Raw genomic sequence first — 24,147 nt, 5'->3', positions numbered from 1 at the left:
TCCTCCTTATCGTGAATACATCGCGCGGGTAGCTTATGAGTGGGAAACACCACTAAGAATTCAAAAAACCCGCGCAGTCAGCGCGGGTTTTTTCTTATACAGGCCAGCGCAAGCGGATGCAGATAATGCCAATACCGGCAGCCAAAGAAAGGAAGTAGCAATGAAAGATCAGGTCATCATTTTCGATACCACGTTACGTGACGGTGAACAGGCGCTATCCGCCAGCCTGACGGTAAAAGAAAAACTGCAGATCGCTTATGCCCTTGAACGCCTCGGGGTAGATGTCATCGAAGCTGGCTTCCCGGTTTCATCTCCGGGTGACTTCGAGTCGGTCCAAACCATTGCCAAGCACATCAAGAACAGCCGAGTCTGTGCCCTATCTCGCGCAGTCGCCAAAGACATTGATGTCGCAGCCGAATCATTGAAAGTGGCCGAGGCATTTAGGATCCACACCTTTATTTCTACTTCCACCGTCCATGTTCAGGACAAACTGCGCCGCAGCTACGATGACGTGATAGAAATGGGTGTCGCCGCCGTTAAGCGTGCCCGCAACTACACCGATGATGTCGAGTTCTCGTGTGAAGATGCAGGCCGAACTCCAATTGATAACCTATGTCGGATGGTGGAAGCAGCCATTAATGCCGGTGCCAGCACCATTAACATTCCTGATACTGTTGGCTATACCCTACCGAGTGAATTTGGCGGCATCGTCAGCCAGTTGTTCGAACGCGTCCCGAATATCGACAAGGCTATTATCTCGGTGCACTGCCACGACGACCTCGGTATGTCGGTTGCCAACTCGATGGCTGCGGTGCAAGCCGGTGCCCGCCAGGTTGAAGGAACAATCAACGGATTGGGCGAACGGGCGGGCAACTGTTCGCTAGAAGAAATCGCCATGATCATTAAAACCCGCGCTGAGTTATTGGGTGTACACACCAACATCAAACACGATGAGATCCACCGCACCAGCAAGATGGTCAGCCAACTTTGCAACATGCCGGTACAAGCCAACAAGGCTATCGTGGGTGCCAATGCCTTCAGCCACTCGTCGGGTATCCATCAGGACGGCATGCTGAAGAACAAGAACACCTACGAAATCATGACACCCGAGTCGATTGGCCTGAAGAACCAAGCGCTGAACCTGACGTCGCGTTCAGGCCGCGCCGCGGTGAAGAGCCACATGGATGCACTGGGTTACACCGAAAACGAATACAACCTGGATGACCTATACGCCGACTTCCTGAAGCTAGCCGACCGCAAGGGCCAAGTCTTCGATTACGACCTTGAAGCACTGATGCACTTTGCCAACCTGCGCGACGAAGATGACTTCTTCAAACTCAACTACCTAAGTGTGCAATCCGGTAGCGTGATGGCAACCACCAGCATCAAGCTGCAGTGTGGTGATGAGGAAAAATGCGAAGCCGCTGTCGGTAACGGCCCTGTCGATGCACTATACCAATGTATCTATCGCCTTACCGGTTATGAAATCGTACTGGACAAGTTCGATCTTACCGCCAAGGGTGAAGGGGAAGATGGTCTGGGTCAGGCCGACATCATCGCCAACTACAAAGGCCGCAAGTACCACGGTACAGGCTTGGCGACCGATATTGTCGAAGCGTCAGGACAAGCACTACTTCACGTGATAAACAGTATTTATCGCGCCGATCAAATTGCAGAAATTAAACAGAAATCCCAAATGGAGACAGTATAACCATGGCAGGTACATATAAAATTGCCGTTCTACCGGGTGACGGTATTGGCCCAGAAGTTATGCAGCAGGCCCACAAAGTATTGGCCGCTGTACAAGAGAAATTCGGTTTCACCCTAGACTGCGACGAGTACGATGTCGGTGGTATCGCCATCGATAACCATGGTTGTCCATTGCCTGAGGCTACAATGAAAGGCTGTGAAGCCTCAGATGCCATCCTGTTCGGCTCAGTGGGCGGCCCGAAATGGGAGCACCTACCACCTAACGATCAACCTGAGCGCGGCGCATTGCTGCCATTGCGCAAGCACTTCCAGCTGTTCTGCAATCTGCGTCCGGCGCAGATCCACAGTGGCCTTGAGGCATTCTCGCCACTGCGTGCCGATATCTCCGAGCGCGGCTTCGACATCGTCGTCGTACGTGAACTAACTGGCGGTATCTATTTCGGCCAGCCGAAAGGCCGCGAAGGGGAAGGCCCGCAAGAGAAAGCTTACGATACCGAGGTTTACCACCGCTACGAAATCGAACGTATAGCCCGTATTGCCTTCGAATCAGCCATGCTGCGTAACAAGAACGTTTACTCCATCGATAAAGCCAACGTACTGCAGAGCTCTATCCTGTGGCGTGAAGTGGTCGAAGAAGTGGCCAAGGATTACCCGGAAGTCACCCTGAATCACATGTACATTGATAATGCGACGATGCAGCTGATCAAAGATCCGTCGCAGTTCGACGTTATGCTGTGTTCGAACATCTTCGGTGACATCATCTCGGACGAATGCGCAATGATCACAGGCTCCATGGGGATGCTGCCATCAGCCAGCCTGAACCAAGATAAGTTCGGTATGTACGAACCTGCAGGTGGCTCAGCGCCAGATATCGCAGGAAAGAATATTGCCAACCCGGTGGCACAGATCCTATCTGCAGCCCTGATGCTACGTTACAGCTTGGGCGAAGAGCCCGCTGCACGCGCTATCGAACAGGCCGTATCGCAAGCGCTGGAAGCCGGTGAGCTGACCGCTGACCTAGCGGGTAACAGCGCAGCACTAAGCACGAGCGAAATGGGCGATAAGATAGCCCAGTACGTTCGCCAAGCCTAATCGCAGCAAGGAGCAAATGAGCAATGTCTAATACTAAAGCGCCTCAGACGCTATACGAAAAAATCTATGATGCCCATGTTGCGGTTGCCGCCCAAGGCGAAAACCCGATCTTGTACATCGACCGCCATCTGGTACATGAAGTGACTTCACCGCAGGCCTTTGACGGTCTGCGTGAAAAAGGCCGCAAGGTACGCCAAGTCGGCAAAACCTTCGCCACCATGGATCACAATGTCTCGACCCAAACCAAGGACATCAATGCCTCGGGCGAAATGGCCCGCATCCAGATGGAAACACTGGCCAAGAACTGCCAAGAGTTCGGTGTCACCCTTTACGATCTGAACCACAAATACCAAGGTATCGTCCATGTCATGGGCCCTGAGCTGGGCATCACCCTGCCGGGCATGACGATTGTGTGTGGTGACTCGCACACCGCCACCCACGGCGCATTCGGCTCGCTGGCATTCGGGATCGGTACCTCGGAAGTCGAGCACGTACTGGCAACCCAGACCTTAAAACAAGCCCGTGCCAAGACGATGAAGATCGAAGTCAAAGGCAAGGTGGCAGAGGGCATTACGGCCAAGGACATCGTGCTGGCTATCATCGGCAAAACCACCGCTGCTGGCGGTACTGGTCACGTAGTGGAGTTCTGTGGTGAAGCCATTACCGATCTTACCATGGAAGGCCGTATGACAGTCTGTAATATGGCCATCGAGCTAGGTGCCAAGGCAGGCCTTATCGCTCCGGACCAAACGACCTTCGATTACATCACGGATCGCAAGTTCTCTCCGACCGGCGGCGATCTTGACGCGGCTATCGAATACTGGAAGACGCTAAAGACTGACGACGATGCCAAGTTCGATGCGGTTGTGACCCTAGATGCCAAAGACATCAAGCCGCAGGTTACTTGGGGCACCAACCCGGGCCAGGTCATTGCTGTCGACCAACCCATCCCAGGCCCGGCTGACTTTGTCGATCCGGTAGAGCAGGCGTCGGCTGAAAAAGCACTGGCTTACATGGGTTTGGAAGCAGGTAAAAAACTGTCTGATTTTGCAATCGATAAAGTCTTTATCGGCTCATGTACTAACTCACGTATCGAAGATATGCGTGCAGCAGCAGCGATTGCCAAAGGCCGCAAGGTTGCATCAAACGTGCAGGCACTGGTTGTTCCGGGATCGGAGCAAGTGAAAGCCCAGGCTGAAAAAGAAGGACTGGATAAGATTTTCATCGAAGCCGGTTTCGAATGGCGCCTACCAGGCTGTTCAATGTGTCTGGCGATGAACAACGATCGCCTAGGTCCGGGCGAGCGCTGCGCATCAACCAGTAACCGTAACTTTGAAGGCCGCCAAGGTCGCGACGGACGTACCCACCTAGTCAGCCCTGCGATGGCTGCGGCAGCCGCTTGTGCTGGCCACTTTGTTGATATCCGCGAACTAGACAACGTTGCAGTGACGGCTTAAGAGAAGGAACGAAACAATGACAGGATTTAAACAACATACCGGACTGGTCGTTCCATTGGATGCAGCCAACGTCGATACCGATGCCATCATCCCTAAGCAGTTTTTGCAAAAGGTCACCCGTACCGGTTTTGGCAAGCACCTGTTCCATGACTGGCGCTTCCTTGATGATGCTGGCGAGCAGCCAAACCCAGAGTTCATCATGAATGCCCCACGCTACCAAGGGGCAAGCATCTTGCTGGCGCGCGAAAACTTTGGCTGTGGTTCTTCGCGCGAGCACGCACCATGGGCACTGGCCGATTACGGTATCCAGGTTATGATTGCGCCTAGCTTTGCCGATATATTCTACGGTAACTCCATCAACAACCAGATGGTGCCGGTACGCCTGACCGAGCAGGACGTTGATGAGATCTTCCAATACGTCGAAGCCAGCGAAGGTGCTGAGGTCACCGTTGATCTAGAAGCGATGCTGGTAACAGCCAACGGCAAGCAGTACGGTTTTGAAATCGATGAGTTCCGCCGCCACTGCCTGCTAAACGGTCTGGATAATATCGGTCTAACCTTGCAACATGAAGACAAGATTGCCGACTATGAGCGTAACATACCAGCGTTCCTAGCTTAGCCGAGCATACCTTAACGGTAAAAAATGACGCCCCAAGCCTGTGCTAGGGGCGTTTTATTTTGTCTTTTTTGCAATAAAATCATTCCCTACCAGGTCGTCTAAGCTAATGATAGCCAAGAATCTTGTCGCCACTTCAGACAATGATGTTTCACAGAGGATCCCCTATGCGTTTTATTGTCAGTTTGCTGTTTATCCTGCTATCGGCCAGCGCCTTTGCAGCCCCCAAGGCCAATCTATGGTCCTACTGGCAGCAATATGCCACCACCAATTCACAAACGGTTGATCATAACCGCTGGCAGCGCCTGCTCGATAAATACCTTGTCGTCCAGCCAAACCAAACCTTGTTCCGCTATGGCCGGGTAACGGACAGTGACAAGTATGAACTGGATCGCTACCTGCGCGATCTTACCAAACTCGATCCGCACCAGCTAAACCGTAACGAGCAATTTGCCTACTGGGTAAATCTCTACAATGCCCAAACGGTTAAGCTGATCCTCGATAACTACCCTATTACGTCCATCACCAAACTGGGTGGCTTCTTCAGCTTTGGACCATGGGATGAGCAAGTACTCACAATTAATGGCAAAACGCTCTCCCTCAATGATATCGAGCACCGTATCTTACGGCCTATCTGGCGTGACCCGCGTATCCACTATGTGGTCAACTGTGCCAGCCTAGGCTGCCCGGATCTCCAGCCAGACGCATTCACCGCCAGCAACAACGAACGCCTGCTGGAAAAGTCAGCCGTACGCTTTATCAACAGCCGTAAAGGCGTGAACCCGCAAAGCGGCAAAACCACACTTTCTTCAATTTATGACTGGTACGGCAGTGACTTTGGTAACCAATCTCAACTTCAAAAACACATCAACCAGTACCGGCAGGGGGCACAGGTTACGCTAGGCAATGTCAGTTATGACTACAACTGGTCACTCAATGATGCAAAATAGCCCCTTCTGGAGCCAACAAACAGCCAACGCGCCGCTCATCCGATATCTGGGTTAGCATAAAAGAATGTTCCTACTGGCAACCCGTACCTCAGCACATTACAATAATCAGCGTTCTCATTGGGGAGCGCTTGTCGCTGAGATTGCTAAGGCAAAACCCACAGAACCTGATCCAGTTAATGCTGGCGTAGGAATTGAGTTCTATACGGTATGCCTTGTTATCCCGCGAGGCTGGCATGATGCCAGCCTTATGCTCAACCCTGTGCCGCTCATACGATTTTTATTCCTCTTGCCGGACGCAAGAGCATCAGGAGCGCATAGTGAAAAAATTACTCCCTCTTCTAACCTTGGCTGCCGCTCCGGCATTGGCCGTGGACAATACCCTGACGGTTTACACCTACAGCTCATTCGCCTCAGACTGGGGACCGGGTCCGGCGATCGAAAAAGCCTTTGAGGCACAGTGCGAATGTAATTTGGAATTTGTCGCGCTTGATGATGGTGTATCCATCCTCAACCGCATTCGCCTTGAAGGTAAGCGCACCAAAGCCGATGTATTGCTTGGCCTTGATAACAACCTGATCGCCGAAGCCAAGAAAACAGGACTACTGGCTGAGCATCAGGTTGATACCAGCAAGTTAACTCTGCCAAACGGATGGAGCGACACCACCTTTGTTCCTTATGACTACGGCTACTTCGCCTTTGTCTATGACAGCACCAAGCTGGCGAACCCACCCAAGAGTTTGGATGAGTTGGTCAACCGTGATGACTTGAGCATCATCTACCAAGATCCGCGTACCTCGACACCGGGCCAAGGCCTGATGCTGTGGATGAAATCGATCTATGGCGATAAAGCCTCAGACGCTTGGCAGCAACTGGCACAGAAAACAGTCACGGTCACCAAAGGTTGGTCTGAAGCCTATAGCATGTTCCTCAAGGGCGAGGCCGATATGGTGCTCTCTTACACCACCTCCCCGGCCTACCACTTAGTTGCCGAGCAGGATGACAAATACAAAGCCGCCGACTTCAGTGAAGGGCATTACATGCAAGTAGAGGTTGCCGCCAAACTGAAAAGCAGCCCTAACCAGGCACTGGCCGATCAGTTTCTGGCCTTTATCCTGACCCCAGAGTTCCAATCCGTGATCCCGACGGGTAACTGGATGTACCCGGTGACGAATGTCGCGCAGCCCGCTGAATTCAACGTGCTAACCCTGCCCGCAAAGGCGCTGGAGTTTTCTGCCCAGGACGTTGCCAAGCAGCGCAGAAGCTGGGTACGCGAGTGGCAACAAGCACTGACCAAGTAGCGGGCACTCACTTTTGAACGCACGTACCACCCAACTGGTGCCCGGCCTGATGACTGCCGGGCTCATTCTCTTTCTCGTGTTCGGGGCCCTTGCCGCCTTGATCAATGAAGCCAGTGATCTTGATATTGCCTTACTTTGGAATGATCCATACCTGCGGCATATTACCGGTTTCTCCTTTACCCAAGCCCTGCTCTCGACACTGCTGAGTATTGTGCCTGCCATTCCTGTTGCCTATGCCCTATCGCGCCGGCAATTCCCAGGCAAAGCCCTGCTAATGCGGATCTTTGCCATGACCTTGGTACTGCCGGTGCTGGTCGCAGTATTCGGCCTGTTGGCGATCTACGGCAACAATGGGTTGCTGGCCAGTGCACTGGCTCAACTAGGATGGCAGGGAAGCTTCTCGCTCTATGGTCTGCAGGGGATATTATTGGCGCATGTGTTTCTCAACCTCCCCCTGGCGACCCGGCTGTTTGTCCAAAGCCTTGAGGGGATCCCGTTTGAGCAGCACCAGCTATCCACCCACCTCGGGATGTCCAGCTGGCAAACCTTCCGCTTTGTCGCCTGGCCGAGACTACGCCAGCAGCTACCCCATGCCATCGGCCTAGTGTTCATGCTGTGCTTTACCAGTTTTGCCGTCATTATGGCGCTGGGTGGCGGCCCTAAGGCCACCACTATTGAACTGGCCATTTACCAAGCCCTACGCTATGACTTTGATTTAGCTGGTGGAGCCATACTGGCCCTGTGGCAAATGCTGCTGTGCTGCAGTTTGGTATTACTGAGCCAACGCTTTGCCAAGCCACTGGCAACATCCAGTCAATCCATCACCAATCCGCGCCAAAGTCAGTTTGATAGCCTGGCCAGCCGCTGCTGGGATGGATGCTGGATAGGGTTGGCTCTGCTGCTGGTATTGCCCCCGCTGTTGTCCGTTGTCCTTGCCGGACTTAATAGCCAGACCCTCGATGCCCTGCGCAACCCTGGACTCTGGTTGGCGGTACAACACTCACTGCAAATTGCCAGTATTGCCTGCGTGCTGGCTCTGACTGGAGGAACGGCCATTCTCCTTACCAGTCGGCAATGGCGACTCCAGCACCGCCGCTGGCAGGCTGACGGCTTGGATCTGATCGGCACCATTATTCTGGTTACACCGGGGCTGGTATTAAGTACCGGGATCTTCCTGTTGCTACGCCAGTTCACCGATGCCTTTGCTGCTGCATTTTGGGTGGTCATTGCCGTCAATGCCCTGATGGCACTGCCGTATGTCCTCAAAACCCTCAGTCAGCCAATGCTCCATGTGGCCCAGCAATATGACCCCCTGTGCCAGAGCTTAGGCATGCGTGGACTATCGCGGCTGATGCTGGTGGAGTGGCGAGCCTTGAAAAAGCCGTTTGCCCAATCATTGGCTATCGGGTTTGTGTTGTCTCTTGGCGATTTGGGCGCCATTGCCCTGTTCGGCAGCCAAGACTTTCAAACCCTGCCACTCTATCTATTCCAGCTACTCGGCAGTTATCAAATGGACGCGGCCGCCGTAGCGGCACTGCTCCTGCTTACCCTTAGCCTTGGTCTCTTCTCCTTGGTCGAAAGACTGATCACCCGGACTCCGTCATGTTAACTTTGCAGCGCTTACAACATTGCTTCCACCATCCCAAGCAATCAAGCCAATCCACCCAGCTCTGTTTCGACCTCAAAGTGGAAACTGGCGATATCGTTGCCCTGCTCGGCCCGAGCGGCGCAGGCAAAAGTACATTGCTTGCCATGGTAGCTGGCTTTCTTGCCCCTGATAGTGGCAAGCTCACGGTCAACGGCCACCCCATTGAGCAGTTGCACCCGGCCAAGCGCCCGCTCTCTATCTTGTTCCAGGAGCATAATTTGTTTCCCCACCTGAGCGTCTATGAAAATATCGGCCTCGGGTTGAGCCCGGCACTCAAGCTGAGCAACGAACAAAAAGAAGACATTATTGTTGCGGCCGAGAAAGTAGGGTTACAAGGCTACCTCGATCGCTTGCCGGAGCAGCTATCCGGCGGCCAACGGCAACGGGTCGCACTGGCGCGGTGCCTGATCCGTCAGCGCCCCCTGCTGTTGCTCGACGAGCCCTTCTCGGCGCTGGATCCGGCATTGCGCAAAGAAATGCTCGAGCTAGTCAGAAAGCTAGCGCGAGAGCAGGGTACGACCGTACTGATGGTCACCCACAGCCCGGAGGATGCACTGAAGATTGCCGACAAGTGTGCCTTTATCTGTCAAGGACAGGTGAAAGTGTTTGGCCCGAGCCAAGATATCTTGGTTACGCCGAGCGATCCCGCCCTCACGCAATACCTTGGCCATTAGAACAAGAAATTAAAGCGACCATACATGAAAAAGCGAGCCAAACGGCTCGCTTTTGCTATTGGGTAAATGACCGGACCTGCAGTCGCTACAGGTTCTCCTCGGCAAATTCAGCCAACCGGCTGCGGACAACGCCATTGAGATAGATGTTGGCACTGCCTTCGAAATTCTTGAAACGCTCGACGATATAGGTCAAGCCCGACGTAACAGGAGAAAGGTAACTGGAGTCAATTTGGGCTAGGTTACCTGAACAAACCAATTTGGTGCCTTCCCCACAGCGGGTGATGATGGTTTTGATCTGTGAGGCAGTGAGATTTTGACACTCATCCAAAATTACAAAGGCATTCTGGATTGAGCGTCCCCGCATAAAGTTAACCGATTTAAATTGAATATTAGCCTTGTCGAAAATGTACTTCATTGAGCCGTCAGTACACACATCGTTTTTGTGCAAAGCCTCCATGGTATCGGTGACTGCCGCAAGCCAAGGCATCATTTTCTCTTCCTCGGTGCCCGGTAGGAAACCAATAGACTCGGCAATTTCAGGGGTATTGCGGGTCACGATGATCTTGTCGTACATTCCTTTTTCAATTACCTGCTCCAGCGCCGCAGCCATGGCTAAGATGGTCTTACCACACCCGGCAGGGCCAGTCAGGATCACCAAATCAATCTTCGGATCCATCAAGGCATCAAATGCCATCCCCTGGTAGATATTTTTTGGGTGGATCCCCCATGCCTGCCGGCTAAGCAAGCGTTCGTGGCCGATATCTTTCAGGGTCAGGGTTCCGGCGTCGATAGACTGGACCCGACCGGCAAAATCACTGTCCTCATCAATTAAGTATTGGTTAATAAACGGTGCTTCAAACAACTCCGACGGCAGGGTATGCACCGTCGAGCGGCCCTTATTCTCCGAATAACACTCACCGACTCGCTCCCAGAAATTACCACTAAACTTGTGGAACCCCTTGGTCAGCATTTTGACGTCATCAATCAGCTGATCGGTACGGTAATCATCGACAAAATACACCCCGGCGCCTTTGGCACGCAGTCGCATATTGATGTCTTTGGTGATCAGAATCACTTCACGCGGTGCGTAATGGGCTTGGAGAAACAGCACGCCATTTAGGATACGGTTATCCCCAGCTTTGTCGGCAAAGGCATGGACGGTTTCGGTGACTTCGTAATCGGCAAAAATAGAAACCTTGCCAAGTCCGCCACCTTCGGGGCCAAGTGGGATCCCCTCGGCAATTTGCTCGGGAGTTGCGTCATGGAAGATATCTTCTAGGGCTCGGATGGCAACACGGGCATCACGGGAGACATCCCGCTTACTGTCCTTGATGCGATCGAGCTCTTCAAGCACGGTCATTGGGATAACAACGTCATGCTCTTTGAAGGAATAAACTGCGAGGGGCTCATGAAGCAGAATATTGGTGTCTAGAACGAAAACTTTCCTACCAGCTTCATCCATAGGTACCTCCTTGGTAACAAAACGGTGGGTTTTCCACCAGAGTTTTTCCTGTACCCGTAAAAACGGGTTGTTACTATTAAAGACCGGAGATAATTAAATAAATGTGACAGTTACAGTTTGGTACTTTCTTATCACAATGACCGTGACCTTGCTCACGGGTTGCAGTAACATTACTCCCCTTTTTTACCGGTGCGAATTCTGGCTTACACTTATATACCAATACCCACTGCCAACAGCAGCTGATGGATACCATCTAGTACGGTATTACTTTGAGTGTAGTTCATAAATGCTGGCGCATCGGCTTCGCATTTTCCTTTATTTCAAATAATTAGAAGGTTTTAACCACTATGCCATTTGCTTTGGGTCAACGTTGGATCAGTGATACTGAAAGTGATCTGGGTCTAGGTACCGTCGTGGCTTCCGATGCCAGGACTGTGACTCTGATGTTCTCTGCCTGTGAAGAGAACCGCCTTTATGCTCGCAATGATGCACCTGTGACCCGTGTAATGTTCAATGTCGGTGATGTGGTTGAAAGCCATGACGGCTGGTCACTTAAGGTCGAGCAGGTCGATGAGACCGGCGGCATTTTTACTTACATCGGTACCCGTACCGATACCGGCGAAGAAAACGTCGCCCTGCGTGAGATTTTCCTCAGCAACCAAATCCGCTTCAACAAGCCGCAGGACAAACTGTTCGCCGGCCAAATTGACCGCATGGATCGCTTTGCATTACGTTACCGTGCCCTAAAGAATCAGTATGAGCAGCACAAAAGCCCACTTCGTGGCCTTTGTGGCATGCGCGCCGGTTTGATCCCCCACCAGCTATACATTGCCCATGAAGTGGGTCGTCGCTATGCCCCGCGAGTCTTGCTGGCTGATGAGGTTGGTCTGGGTAAAACAATCGAGGCCGGAATGATCATCCACCAGCAAGTGCTGTCTGGTCGTGCTGAACGTATTCTGATCTTGGTGCCGGAGACTCTGCAGCACCAATGGCTGGTCGAAATGATGCGCCGCTTCAACCTGCACTTCTCGATTTTCGATGAAGATCGCTGTGTTGAAGCCTTTGCCGACTCTGCCAACCCGTTCGATACTGCCCAATACGTACTGTGTTCACTGGATTTCCTGCGCAAGAGCCGCCGCCGCTTCGAGCAAGCGCTAGATGCCGACTGGGATCTGCTGGTTGTCGATGAAGCCCACCACCTCGAGTGGAGTGAAGACAAGCCAAGCCGTCAATACCAGGTGGTGGAAGAGCTAGCCGATAAAACTGCGGGGGTATTGCTATTGACGGCCACCCCGGAGCAATTGGGCCATGAAAGCCACTTTGCCCGCCTGCGACTGCTCGACCCTGACCGCTTCTACGACTACGAAGCATTTGTCGAAGAAGAGCGCCAGTATGCCCCGGTTGCCGATGCCGTATCACGACTACTGTCAGGTGAAAAGCTGGACAACGAAGCCAAGAACACCTTGGTTGAGCTGCTACCAGAGCAAGATATCGAGCCGATGCTCCGTATTATTGAAGCCGATGATGCAAACTCAGAGCAACAACAAACGGTTCGCCACGAACTGATCGACAACCTGATGGACCGCCACGGTACCGGCCGCGTGCTGTTCCGTAACACCCGTGCCGCCATCAAGGGGTTCCCGCAGCGCCACCTCAACATGTATCCACTGGACTTGCCAACACAGTATCAAACGGCAATGCGTGTCGCCGCGATGATGGGTGGCAAAATGAGTGTTGAGCAAAAGGCTTTCAAGCTGTTGTACCCTGAAGACATCTACCAAGAATTCGAAGGCGATTCAGCGACGTGGTGGCAGTTCGACCCACGCGTTAACTGGCTGCTGGACATGCTTAAATCCAATCGCCAGGAAAAGGTTCTGGTGATCTGCTCCCGTGCCCAAACCGCCCTGATCCTCGAACAGGCATTGCGCGAACGCGAAGGGATCCGTGCCACCGTGTTCCACGAGGGCATGTCGATCATCGAGCGCGATAAGGCTGCCGCCTACTTTGCCCAAGAAGAAGACGGCGCACAGGTGCTGCTATGTTCTGAAATTGGCTCGGAAGGACGCAACTTCCAGTTTGCCAACCAATTGGTGATGTTTGATCTACCGAACAACCCTGATCTGCTTGAACAGCGTATCGGCCGCCTTGACCGCATCGGTCAAAAGCGTGATATCGAAATTCATGTCCCACACCTGCAAGGTACCTCACAAGCCCTGCTGGCGCGCTGGTACAACGAAGGCCTTAATGCCTTCGAAGAAACCTGTCCGACCGGTCGTGCCATCTATGATGCCTTCAGTGACGATCTGCTTGAACTTCTGGCCAGCAACCAACAAGACGGTGACCAGTTAGATGAGCTGGTTGAGAAAAGTGCCACGATGCACCAGGAGCTCAAAGGCAAGCTGGAGCAAGGCCGTGACCGCCTGCTGGAAATCCATTCCAACGGTGGCAATGACGCCCAGAAACTGGTTGAGGAAATCAGCAGCAAAGATGGTGATACCAATTTGGTAAACTTTGCCCTGGGTCTATTTGACACGATCGGCCTGAATCAGGACGACAAAGGCGAAAACGCCATTGTCGTCACGCCTTCTGAGCACATGATGGTCGCAAGCTACCCGGGCCTACCTTACGACGGCTGTACTATCACCTTTGAGCGTGAAACCGCCTTGTCACGCGAAGACCTGCACTTCATCAGCTGGGAACACCCGATGATCCAAGGTGGCATTGACCTGCTGCTATCGGAAGGTGTTGGCACCACGGCGGTATCGCTGCTAAAAAACAAGGCACTGCCAGCCGGCACCCTGCTACTGGAATTAGTGTATGTAGTCGATGCCCAAGCACCAAAGCAGTCCGGTATCGGCCGCTTCTTGCCGAAGACACCGATCCGTATTTTGCTCGATGCCAAAGGCAATAACCTGTCGGCCAAAGTCGAGTTTGAAGGCTTTAACCGTCAGCTCAGCCCAGTTAACCGCCACCTTGGTAGTAAGCTGGTCAACTCGGTACAGAAAGATATCCATGCCCTGATCGAAAGCGCCGAGCAGGTCGTCGCCAGCGAGCTAGTCACGATCCGTGAGTCAGCCCAAGCAGAGATGGAAGCGACACTACATGCCGAGCTGGATCGTCTTCAGGCCCTCAAAGCAGTGAACCCAAATATCCGTGACGACGAGCTGGAGTTGATTGAAACCCAAATCCAAGATCTCACCGGCTATATCACCAAAGCGCAAATCCAGCTGGACTCGCTACGCTTGATTGTCGTGAGCCACGGTTAACCACTAACAACGGTAGATTAAGCCGCCTGCACAGGCGGCTTTTTTATATCCCCAAAATTTGGTGTCAAGGATATTGCCTTCTCAGCCATTGCTGATATTATCGCCGCCTTCCAATACCACGGACCTTTCACTGGCCCTTTTTAGTAGATCCTGCACCCCATGAGCACACTGCCCAAGATTGACTACAACCCACCCAAAGATCCTTGGTTGGATATCCTGTACCAAGACGACGATATTATTGCGGTAAATAAGCCTTCGGGCCTGCTATCCAACCCCGGGCGTGATCCAGCCTTCCATGACAGTATCTATACCCGAGTTCGGGCTGATTTTCCCGATGCTAACCTCATCCATCGTCTTGATATGGCAACCTCTGGTGTCATTGTCCTCGCGCTGAACAAACAATCCGAGCGCAATATCAAAATCCAGTTTCAGGACCGCCGTACCGAAAAAGTGTATTACGCCCGTGCATTTGGCAACATCGAGCAAGATAGCGGCACTATCGACTTACCGCTGATCTGTGACTGGCCGAACCGGCCGAAACAAAAGGTGTGCTTTGACGATGGCAAACCGTCGGTGACCCACTATCAGGTGCTCGAACGTAGCAATGACACCAGCTTGGTGCGCCTGCGCCCGATCACTGGCCGCTCACATCAACTGCGGGTTCACTTGCTCGCCTTAGGCCACCCAATTCTGGGGGATGGCTTTTATGCCCATCAGGACGCCAAGGCAATGGCACTTCGCCTGCAACTGCACGCCGCGGAGCTGAGCTTCTTTCATCCGCGTAGCGGTGATCCGATGCATCTGTTTGCGCCGTGTGAATTCTTTGCCGAAGCTCCGCAAAAGACCCTACCGGATCACTATTCCAAACCATAGGACTTGAGTTGGCTGCCAAGGATAGTGTGTACTGAGTGCATTATCCTTGACTCTTGAGCCTCACTTTCGCCATGGAACAGATTGTCTTTCTTGACCGGGATACCATTCCGGCCCATATTTCCCTGCCATCGCCAACATTTGCTCACCGCTGGACCCAATACCCAGCAACACGTCCCGAGCAGGTTATTGAACGCCTTGCTGATGCGACTATTGCCATCACCAACAAAGTCATTCTGGATGCCGCTATTTTGGCCCAGCTCCCCAAACTCAAGATGATCGCCATTGCCGCCACCGGCATCAACAATGTCGATCTTGCTTATTGTCACGAGCATGGCATCACCGTGTGCAATATCCGAGGCTATGCGGTCGACTCAGTGCCTGAGCACGCCGTTGCCATGATGTTCGCCCTGCGCCGCAACCTGCTGGGCTACCACCGAGATATTCAACAAGGCGTGTGGCAGGAAAAAAATCAGTTCTGTTTTTTCACCCATCCAATCAAAGATATTCGCGGGGCTACGCTGGGACTTATCGGCAGTGGAGGATTGGGGCAAGCAATGGCAACGCTTGGACAAGCATTGGGCATGAAGGTTATATTTGCCGATAGAAAAGGAGCCCAAAGCAGCCGTGAGGGGTACCAGCCTTTCAATACGGTATTAGCACAAGCCGATGTACTCAGCCTGCATTGCCCGCTCAATAGCGGGACACGCAACCTTATCGGCCGCGATGAGCTAAAAACAATGAAAAACAGCGCAATCTTGATCAATATCGGCCGTGGTGGATTAGTCGACGAGCAAGCCTTAGTCGATGCCTTGCACGCAGGAGACATAGCTGGTGCTGGATGTGATGTCTTCACCGAAGAGCCAGCTGGCAATGACAACCCGTTGATCGCCAATAACCACTTACCAAACTTGTTGCTAACCCCACATGTCGCCTGGGGTTCAGATAGTGCGATTCAAACCTTGGCCAATCAACTCATCGACAATCTCAATGCGTTTGCGGCAGGTAAACCACAGAATCAGGTTTGAAGGGGAGTTTTCATTAACGAGAGAGTAAAAAGGCAAGATCGCCGATCTCGCCTTTGTTCTGCTTCTAGAGCCTGCTTTTGCTAGCGGTGCCTAAGGCGCAACACCCGCTCTGCCCTACTTAAACCCTTTTTCCTTGCGGATCAGATCGTAGGCAGCCTGTAGCTCCTGGGTCTTCTGCTTGGCCAGCTCCATCATCTCAGGTGGCAAGCCTTTGGCGGCTAACTTATCCGGATGATGCTCATTCATTTGTTTGCGGTATGCTCGCTTTAACTCTTGTGAGGTGGCGGTATCTTTCACGCCTAGTACTTCATAGGCATCAGTAAGCTGATCCTTGGTCGGGGCTTGTTGGAAGCCACCTTGTTGCTGGTTGAAGCTACCTTGCTGGAAACGAAACGCCGCTTCTTGCATGCGCAGCCGTTGTTCTAGCTGACGCTCAGAAAAACCTAATGAACGGGCAATAACATGTAACAGCTGGCGTTCACTCGGGTGCAAACTGCCATCAGCAAACGCAGCCTGAATTTGCAATTCAAGGAAAAACTGCACTAAATCGGCTCGCCCTGCAAAACCTACGCGTACTTTGCCAAGTATTTCTTGTAACGGGAAACCGTCCTCTTTGCCATCACGAAAGGCATTCTGAGCTTGACGGCGCGATTCGCCATGAAGCCCCATCCTGTCCATAATATCGCTGGCAACTCGGATTTCATCCTCGGTCACTCGCCCTTTAGCTTTCGCCACATGCCCCATAACGGCAAAGCCGGCGTGGAAAAATTCGGCTTGACGCTCAGCGCTGGATGCCTGATTTCCGCCAAATCCCGCAAAACTTCGCCTTTGGTAAACTATTGATCGCGCTTTATCGAACTTATGGCCCAAAAAGAGACCTAACAACAGACCAAACGGCCCGCCAAGGAGGAAGCCAAAAAATGCCCCAAGTATTTTGCCCCAAACCTGCATTCGCTACTCTCTGGTAATTTGCTAAATTTAGAAATAATTCTCATGCATTACACCCGATAGCAAAAGCCAAAAAATGAGCCAAAAGATGCCGTCGGATAGAATTTGCATTATCATAGCTGGCATTGACTGGGAAAGCTTGTCAAAACCCAGTTTACAATAACAAATGCGCTAAAAACTTTATTACAGGAACGTTTAGTTAGATGTCATCTACTTCCCGCAGCTTATTGGCGACCATGATCAGCCTGGCACTTTTCGGCCCGACGGTGGCTTACGCAAACCAAGCCGCCTCAGAGAATGCCAACGGCGGCTCTGCGGTCAGTGATGAAACTGACGAACTGGCGATGGTCCGTGGGGTGTGTATCGCCCCCGAACAGATGCCTGCCGATCCGAACAATGAGCCGATCAAGGTCACCGCAGATCAAGCCGAAGCACTCAACAACAAAAGTGTCACCTACACCGGTGATGTCATCGTTCGTCAGGGCAACCGCACAGTAGCCGCGGATATTGCGACTCTCGAACAACCCGCAAATGTTGTCACAGCCGAAGGTAACGTCTATTTCCATGATGGCACCATCGAGGTGTATTCTGACCGTATCAAGAGCAACCTCGATACTGAAGACTCCCAGCTGGAGAACGCCGTCTACAACATGACCTGTGAAGCCGGCCGCGGCGAAGCTGAGCGTGTGACCAAAAACGGTATCTCGTACTACCGCCTGAAAAACGGCACTTACACCACCTGTCCAGCGGGTGATAAAAGCTGGCAGTTCTCAGCGACCAGCATCGAAAGAGAAGCAGACTCCCCCTTTGCCGATCTCTACAACGCCCGCTTCGAAGTCGCTGATGTCCCGGTATTCTACATGCCGTACCTGCGAGTTCCTGTTGGTGATGAGCGCCTGACCGGCTTCCTCTACCCGTCAGTCAGCTATGGCTCCCGTGATGGTTTTGAGCTGGAGACGCCGTTCTATTGGAACATCGCGCCCAACTATGACATGACCATCACGCCAAAATACATGAGTAATCGAGGCCTGCAGCTCAACGCCGACTTCCGGTATTTAACCGAATTAGGCACAGGTAATTTATCCGGTGAATACCTGGGCAATGACCAAAAAGACTCAGACAACGATCCGCGTTGGGGCTTTAACTGGTCTCACAATGGTATGTATAACCAACACTGGTTATTCGAGATTGACTACAGCAAGGTCAGTGACCCTACTTACTTCTCCGATATCGACTCCAGTATTGGTGAACGAGAAGACAACAATCTGCTACAAACCGCCGAAGTGTCTTATCGCGATCGGAATTGGGATTCGACCCTGCGAGTCAGGGATTTCCAACCATTAACCCTTGGCGTATCATCAAGTTACCGCCTGATGCCGCAGGTAGAAGCGAACTACTATTATGACGATATGCCATATGGATTGGATTTCTCGCTCAATAGCCATGTCAGCCGGTTTGAAAATGACGATCCTGACAAGCCGACTGCGGACCGCGTCCATTTTGAGCCAACCCTGACACTGCCCTATGCGACGCCTTGGTGGTCGGTGACCAGCGAAGCTAAGCTGATGTATACCTATTACAATCAGGACTTTGATCCAAACGCACAGGAACTCATCGATAAAGGCCTTGAGCTAGAGGGAAGCGTCTCACGTACCGTCCCGAGTATCCGCCTGCACAGTGGTTTGCATCTCGAGCGTGATACACTGATCTGGGGTGATAGCTACACCCAAAGCCTTGAACCACAAGTCCAATACCTGTATGTCAAAGATGTCGTTCAAAAAGGCATTTACGATGCATACGACACCACCTTGATGCAAACAGACTACTACGGACTATTCCGTGACAAACGCTACTCCAGTGTCGACCGTATTGCCGCTGCCAACCAGTTTACCATCGGTGCAACGTCTCGCTACTTCGATAACCAATTCAAGGAACGTTTCAATATTGCAGTAGGACAAATCTTCTACCTCAATGAATCGGGCCGAAACCTGGATAGTAATAACGAAACTAGCCCGAACTACTCGGCAACCGCACTCGAGTCTGATTTCAATTACGATGACTGGCTGTTTTTCCACGGCGGCGTGCAGTATGACGCCAATAAAAAAGATCTCCAGTTTGCCAATGGTGCCATTGAGTATCGTGAGGGGAGTACCTTCAGCCAGCTCAACTACCGTTATATATCGAAAGAGTATCTGCTAGATAACATCCTCGACGAAGACCAGCTAAACCGTTATACCGAAGACGGGATCTCACAGCTTGGTTTTTCGACTGGTTTCCCTATCTATGACGGGGTATCACTGCGTGGTGATTACTACCACGATTTGACCGAAAACCAGATGCTTGAAGGGCAGATCAGCCTGAACTTCCGCACGTCTTGTTGGATGATTAGCTTAGGCTACAACGAATACTTAAAAACACGTTCGAACGTATCGAGCAGCTCTACAGAATACGAGCAGAACTTCAGTATTTCGTTCAGCCTGATTGGGCTTGGGTTGGCCCCAATAGGGACGACCAGCGACAATAACTCGATTGGCTACGGCCGCCCTTTCTACCTCAATAACTAATAGATGGAAGGGCCAGCCCTTCCCATCAAGAATCAACGCGCCCCGGCGCCCGATGGAAACGAACTATGAAAAATTGGAAGTCTAGTCTGCTCGGTATTGCACTATTGGGCCTTTCTGCTGGCACTATTGCCGCACCGCAACAACTTGATAGTATTGTCACGATCGTCAATGACAGCGTGATCTTACAAAGCGATGTCGATGCCATGCTGAAAACCGTACGTATGAATGCCGCCGGTCAGAACCAACCGCTTCCGCCGGACGATGTGCTGGTTAACCAGATCATGGAAAAACTGGTGATGGAGACCCTGCAACTCCAGCAGGCCGAGCAATTCGGGATCCGTATCGACGATAACCGCCTTGATCAGGCCATCAACCAAATGGCTGCTGAGCAGCAGATGACAGTGGGCCAGTTGCAGCAAACGCTGGCAGCCAATGGCATCAGCTTCTCAATTTTCCGCGAGCAAATGCGCCGCGATATGACCGCCAGTGAAGCCCGTACCATTCAGGTGCGCCGCCGGATCAACATCCTGCCGCAGGAAGTTGAAACCTTGGCAGGTCAACTCAGCCAGCAAGAACAACAGGGCGTGCGCTACAACGTCAGCCACATCCAACTTCGCGTTGAAGAAGGAGCCACGGCGGTTGAACGTGATGAAGTCGCCAAAGAAGCCCAGCAGATCGTCAACCAGCTAAAAGATGGTGCCGATTTTGCCAACTTGGCTTACAGCTACTCCAAAGGCCCTAAAGCCCTTCAGGGCGGCGAGTGGGGCTGGATGCGCAAGGAAGAAATGCCCACTATTTTTGCTGATCAAATCCAATCTCAGGGCACCGGTGCTATTGTCGGGCCATTCCGCAGCGGTGTCGGCTACCATATCTTAAAAATCAATCAGGTTGATGGTTTAGAGACCGTCTCGGTTACCGAGGTCAACGCCCGCCATATCCTGGTGAAGACATCGGTGATCCTCAGCGACGAAGGTGCGCAGGAACAGCTTGAGCAAGCCCGTCGTGCGATCTTGGCCGGTGAGCGTAGCTTTGCCGATGCCGCTCAAGCCCTGAGTGCTGACCCAGGCTCTGCTGCCAACGGCGGTGAGCTAGGCTGGCAAACACCTGATCTCTATGTACCTGAGTTCAAGGACAAGGTGGAAACCTTGCCTGAAGGCATGATCAGCGAACCGTTCAAGACGGTTCACGGCTGGCACATTGTCGAGGTTCTTAACCGCCGCGATGTCGATCGTACCGATGCCGCCGTGAAGAACCGTGCCTATCGCATCTTGTTCAGCCGTAAATTCAACGAAGAAGCACAGGCTTGGCTGCAGGAACTGCGTGCCGGCGCTTTCATAGAACAACCGGAACGTACTAATGACCAAGGTTAAACGTATTGCGATAACCCCTGGCGAGCCTGCTGGGATCGGCCCTGATTTGGTGCTAGCCCTTGCTCAGCAAGATTGGCCGCACCAACTTGTCATTTGTGCTAACGCTCAGCTTATGGTAGAACGTGCAGCCCAGCTCGGTTTGCCATTGGCGATTAAGGCCTATGACTCCAGCCAAACGGCCAAGCCCCACCAGGCTGGCACCTTGGTGGTTGCCGATCTGCCTCTGGCAGCGGCTGTCGAGGCTGGCACGCTAAACGAGCTGAATGGGCATTATGTGTTAAGCACCTTGGAACGTGCAGCACAGGGCTGTATGGACGGCGAATTTGCTGCTGTTATCACAGGTCCTGTGCACAAAGGAGTGATCAACCGAGCGGGAGTGTCGTTCAGCGGTCATACCGAGTTCTTTGCCCAGCAGTCCAATACCGCTCAGGTCGTGATGATGCTGGCAACCGAAGGACTTCGAGTCGCTCTGGTCACCACCCACATACCGCTGGCCAGTGTCTCCAAAGCCATCACCGAAGAGCGTTTACAGCAGGTTATCCGTATCCTGCATGCTGATCTTGTCAGCAAATTCGGCATTGCCGAACCAAAGATTTATGTCTGTGGCTTAAACCCACATGCCGGCGAAGATGGCTGCCTAGGCTCCGAGGAGATCGATGTGATCAGTCCGGCGCTGGAGCAGCTCCGCCAACAGGAAGGAATGGATCTGATTGGCCCACTGCCAGCAGACACCATCTTCCAGGAAAAATATCTGGCCGATGCCGACACGGTACTGGCCATGTATCACGATCAAGGGCTGCCAGTGCTGAAATTCAAAGGCTTTGGTAAATCAGTCAACATTACGTTAGGCCTGCCCTTCATCAGAACCTCAGTAGATCATGGTACCGCACTGGAACTAGCCGGTACCGGACAGGCGGACACCGGTAGCCTTTGGACAGCGCTATCGCACGCCCTTGAATTGGTAGAAAAGCAAACATGAGCAGCGATCAGGTCCACCTAGGCCACCGCGCGCGTAAGCGCTTTGGTCAGAATTTCTTGAATGACCCATACATCATTGACGGTATCGTATCGTCAATTAACCCTCGTCCAGGCCAAAACCTGGTAGAAATCGGCCCGGGTCTGGGTGCGATCACCGAGCCTGTCGGCAAAATGGTCGATAAGTTTACTGTTATCGAACTTGACCGTGATCTGGCCGAGCGCCTACGCAATCATCCGGATCTTGGTGACAAACTAACGATCCATGAAGGCGATGCAATGCGCTTTGACTTCACTCAGCTGATCAAAGAAAACAACAAGCTACGCATTTTCGGTAACTTGCCATATAACATTTCAACGCCGTTGATGTTCCACCTTTTCTCGTTCCATGAGCATATTGAAGATATGCATTTCATGCTACAGAAAGAAGTGGTTAACCGCTTGGCAGCCGGCCCTGGCAGCAAAGCGTATGGTCGCCTGACCGTTATGGCCCAGTACTACTCTCGAGTAATGCCTGTACTGGAAGTACCGCCAGAGTCGTTTGTACCAGCACCAAAGGTTGACTCTGCCGTTGTGCGAATTACACCCTATGAAACTCTGCCATATCCATGTACTAACCTTAAATGGTTGGATCGTGTTTGCCGCGAAGGTTTCAACCAACGCCGCAAGACAATTCGCAACTGTTTCAAGGCACTGTTGACTGTCGAGCAGCTGGAAGCGCTGGGGATCAACCCTGGTCTGCGCCCAGAAAACCTGACGCTTGAACAATTTGTCGATATGGCAAACTGGCTGGATGCAAATCACAACAAATAAATGTGCAGGCGCCAGTGACATTGACCTCGCTACCGGGCTCTTGACATAGACCCGGTAGCTTGCCAAGAAAGGATGCATAACAATGACAACGAACATGACGCCAACCATCAAATGCCGAGTCGTAACGCACTACATCGAAGAGCAATCCGAACCGGACAACCAACGCTATGTCTTTTCCTACACTATCACCATTGCCAATTTAGGCACTGGCCAAGCCCAGCTGCTCAGTAGGCGCTGGCTGATCACCGATGCCAATGGCAAGAAACTGGTGATTGAAGGAGAAGGTGTGGTCGGTGAGCAACCGATCATTGCGGCCCATGAAGAATACACTTACACCAGCGGCACAATTATTGAAACGCCACTCGGGGTCATGGAAGGGCATTACGTCATGATCAATGAAAACGGTGACGAGTTTGTCGCAGAAGTTTCACCATTTCGCCTGTCAGTGCCTAATATTCTCCACTAAAGGATCATTATGTCGACCTACCTTGTTGGCGATATCCAAGGCTGCCTTGATGACTTGCGCCAACTTCTCGATACTGCCGGTTTCGATCCGCAACACGATGAACTTTGGCTAACCGGCGATCTTGTCGCCCGCGGCCCTCTCTCGCTTGAAACACTCCGTTTTGTCAAAAGCCTCGGTAAGCAAGCCACAACAGTATTGGGTAACCACGACCTCCACCTGCTCGCTGTCGCCGAAGGTATTGCCAAGAGCAAAATCAAAGACAAGCTTCAGCCAATCTTTGATGCACCAGATCGCGATGAATTGCTACACTGGCTTCGTCAGCAACCGTTACTGGCTGAGCACCCAACGCTTCCCTTTGTCATGACCCATGCCGGCATTCCTGCCCACTGGAGCCTCAAACAGGCCCAGAAGCAAGCCAGAGAGGTCGAGCAAGTACTGCAAGGGGATAACCACCTTTGGTTATTGAAGAATATGTATGGCAATGGCCCCGATCGCTGGTCTTCAGACTTGCAAGGTATCGAGCGCTACCGCTATACCATCAATGTCTTTACCCGTATGCGTTTCTGTTACCCGGATGGTCGGCTCGACATGGCGTGTAAAGTCTCTCCCAAAGAAGCGGCTAGCAACCAGCTAGTGCCATGGTTCACCCTTCCGCGCCCAGAGCTAGGCAAGAAGATGATCTTCGGCCACTGGGCGGCACTGATGGGATATGAAGACGATCAAGTGATAGGCCTCGATACAGGCTGCGTATGGGGCAATAGCATGACTCTGCTGCGCTGGGAAGACGGCGCGCGCTTCGAGCAAGCCTGCCCGGTACATGCCAGATAGACACTTCCCCCTTACACCAATCATAAAAAACCTGAACTCGGGATAAAAATAGAAGGGAACTAAAAGCTGGTTCTGCGATCAGATCTTTCGACCAAGAACGACCGATCGCAAA

19 protein-coding genes and 1 riboswitch are annotated in these 24,147 nt (G+C 52.3%); of the genes, 17 read left to right on the top strand and 2 right to left on the bottom strand.

Translation table 11 applies throughout. The features are described from left to right. Nucleotides 1-160: 160 nt before the first annotated feature. The 8 genes from leuA (at nt 161) to thiQ (ending at nt 9,445) form a co-directional block, all read left to right on the top strand. Entirely contained in the window at nt 161-1,711 is a 1,551-nt protein-coding gene (leuA, locus tag NHN17_RS13260; protein WP_255043043.1) for a 2-isopropylmalate synthase, read from the top strand. A 2-nt stretch (nt 1,712-1,713) separates the two neighbouring features. Further along, complete coding sequence (gene leuB / locus NHN17_RS13255; protein ID WP_255043042.1) at nt 1,714-2,802, top strand: 3-isopropylmalate dehydrogenase; 1,089 nt, start codon at nt 1,714-1,716, stop codon at nt 2,800-2,802. A 23-nt stretch (nt 2,803-2,825) separates the two neighbouring features. Beyond that, nucleotides 2,826-4,259 carry a 3-isopropylmalate dehydratase large subunit gene (gene leuC, locus NHN17_RS13250; protein WP_255043041.1) on the top strand — a complete coding sequence of 478 codons (1,434 nt, stop codon included), beginning with the start codon at nt 2,826-2,828 and terminating at the stop codon, nt 4,257-4,259. Nucleotides 4,260-4,275: 16 nt separating this feature from the next. Then, the gene (gene leuD / locus NHN17_RS13245; RefSeq protein ID WP_255043040.1) at nt 4,276-4,878 is read left to right on the top strand and encodes a 3-isopropylmalate dehydratase small subunit; all 603 of its coding nucleotides are present in this window, start codon (nt 4,276-4,278) and stop codon (nt 4,876-4,878) included. 164 nt (nt 4,879-5,042) lie between these two features. Next, nucleotides 5,043-5,825 carry a DUF547 domain-containing protein gene (locus NHN17_RS13240; RefSeq protein ID WP_255043039.1) on the top strand — a complete coding sequence of 261 codons (783 nt, stop codon included), beginning with the start codon at nt 5,043-5,045 and terminating at the stop codon, nt 5,823-5,825. A gap of 108 nt (nt 5,826-5,933) precedes the next feature. Continuing rightward, nucleotides 5,934-6,033, top strand: a riboswitch (TPP riboswitch). 109 nt (nt 6,034-6,142) lie between these two features. Continuing rightward, complete coding sequence (gene thiB / locus NHN17_RS13235) at nt 6,143-7,123, top strand: thiamine ABC transporter substrate binding subunit (RefSeq protein ID WP_255043038.1); 981 nt, start codon at nt 6,143-6,145, stop codon at nt 7,121-7,123. 13 nt (nt 7,124-7,136) lie between these two features. Beyond that, a complete protein-coding gene (gene thiP, locus NHN17_RS13230) occupies nt 7,137-8,732 on the top strand; it encodes a thiamine/thiamine pyrophosphate ABC transporter permease ThiP (RefSeq protein ID WP_255043037.1) in 1,596 nt (531 codons plus the stop codon). Further along, nucleotides 8,726-9,445 carry a thiamine ABC transporter ATP-binding protein gene (gene thiQ / locus NHN17_RS13225; protein WP_255043036.1) on the top strand — a complete coding sequence of 240 codons (720 nt, stop codon included), beginning with the start codon at nt 8,726-8,728 and terminating at the stop codon, nt 9,443-9,445. Before thiP ends, thiQ begins: the two co-directional genes overlap by 7 nt. Before the next feature lie 85 nt (nt 9,446-9,530). Here thiQ and NHN17_RS13220 read toward each other — a convergent pair whose 3' ends face one another. Further along, nucleotides 9,531-10,907, bottom strand: coding sequence for a PhoH family protein (locus tag NHN17_RS13220; RefSeq protein ID WP_255043035.1), 1,377 nt, complete (start codon nt 10,905-10,907; stop codon nt 9,531-9,533). A 347-nt stretch (nt 10,908-11,254) separates the two neighbouring features. Here NHN17_RS13220 and rapA point away from each other — a divergent pair, with 347 nt between their 5' ends. The 3 genes from rapA (at nt 11,255) to NHN17_RS13205 (ending at nt 16,071) form a co-directional block, all read left to right on the top strand. Further along, the gene (gene rapA / locus NHN17_RS13215) at nt 11,255-14,173 is read left to right on the top strand and encodes an RNA polymerase-associated protein RapA (protein ID WP_255043033.1); all 2,919 of its coding nucleotides are present in this window, start codon (nt 11,255-11,257) and stop codon (nt 14,171-14,173) included. A gap of 159 nt (nt 14,174-14,332) precedes the next feature. Continuing rightward, nucleotides 14,333-15,046 (top strand): bifunctional tRNA pseudouridine(32) synthase/23S rRNA pseudouridine(746) synthase RluA, encoded by a 714-nt coding sequence (rluA, locus tag NHN17_RS13210; protein WP_255043032.1) that lies wholly within the window; start codon nt 14,333-14,335, stop codon nt 15,044-15,046. 71 nt (nt 15,047-15,117) lie between these two features. Next, nucleotides 15,118-16,071: a D-2-hydroxyacid dehydrogenase gene (locus NHN17_RS13205; RefSeq protein ID WP_255043031.1), complete on the top strand. Its 954-nt coding sequence runs from the start codon at nt 15,118-15,120 to the stop codon at nt 16,069-16,071. A 114-nt stretch (nt 16,072-16,185) separates the two neighbouring features. Here the strand turns inward: NHN17_RS13205 and djlA are convergent, their stop codons facing one another. Continuing rightward, entirely contained in the window at nt 16,186-17,022 is an 837-nt protein-coding gene (gene djlA, locus NHN17_RS13200) for a co-chaperone DjlA (RefSeq protein WP_255043029.1), read from the bottom strand. A 200-nt stretch (nt 17,023-17,222) separates the two neighbouring features. Between djlA and lptD the strand changes: the two genes are divergently transcribed. The 6 genes from lptD (at nt 17,223) to NHN17_RS13170 (ending at nt 24,035) form a co-directional block, all read left to right on the top strand. Further along, nucleotides 17,223-19,583, top strand: coding sequence for an LPS assembly protein LptD (gene lptD / locus NHN17_RS13195; RefSeq protein WP_255043028.1), 2,361 nt, complete (start codon nt 17,223-17,225; stop codon nt 19,581-19,583). Nucleotides 19,584-19,648: 65 nt separating this feature from the next. Further along, nucleotides 19,649-20,953, top strand: coding sequence for a peptidylprolyl isomerase SurA (surA, locus tag NHN17_RS13190; protein WP_255043027.1), 1,305 nt, complete (start codon nt 19,649-19,651; stop codon nt 20,951-20,953). Beyond that, on the top strand, nt 20,940-21,932 hold the full coding sequence (gene pdxA, locus NHN17_RS13185) for a 4-hydroxythreonine-4-phosphate dehydrogenase PdxA (protein ID WP_255043026.1): 993 nt from the start codon (nt 20,940-20,942) through the stop codon (nt 21,930-21,932). Before surA ends, pdxA begins: the two co-directional genes overlap by 14 nt. Next, a complete protein-coding gene (gene rsmA, locus NHN17_RS13180; RefSeq protein ID WP_255043025.1) occupies nt 21,929-22,741 on the top strand; it encodes a 16S rRNA (adenine(1518)-N(6)/adenine(1519)-N(6))-dimethyltransferase RsmA in 813 nt (270 codons plus the stop codon). The genes pdxA and rsmA overlap by 4 nt, the downstream gene beginning before the upstream one ends. An 82-nt stretch (nt 22,742-22,823) precedes the next feature. After that, entirely contained in the window at nt 22,824-23,207 is a 384-nt protein-coding gene (gene apaG, locus NHN17_RS13175; protein ID WP_255043024.1) for a Co2+/Mg2+ efflux facilitator ApaG/CorD, read from the top strand. Between the two features lie 9 nt (nt 23,208-23,216). After that, entirely contained in the window at nt 23,217-24,035 is an 819-nt protein-coding gene (locus NHN17_RS13170; protein ID WP_255043023.1) for a symmetrical bis(5'-nucleosyl)-tetraphosphatase, read from the top strand. The last annotated feature ends 112 nt before the right edge of the window (nt 24,036-24,147 follow it).

The organism is Photobacterium pectinilyticum (assembly GCF_024357955.1).
GTDB classification, from domain to species: domain Bacteria; phylum Pseudomonadota; class Gammaproteobacteria; order Enterobacterales; family Vibrionaceae; genus Photobacterium; species Photobacterium pectinilyticum.
The sequence above is the reverse complement of the archived record's forward strand: the minus strand, read 5'-3'. Positions and strand labels throughout refer to the sequence as shown.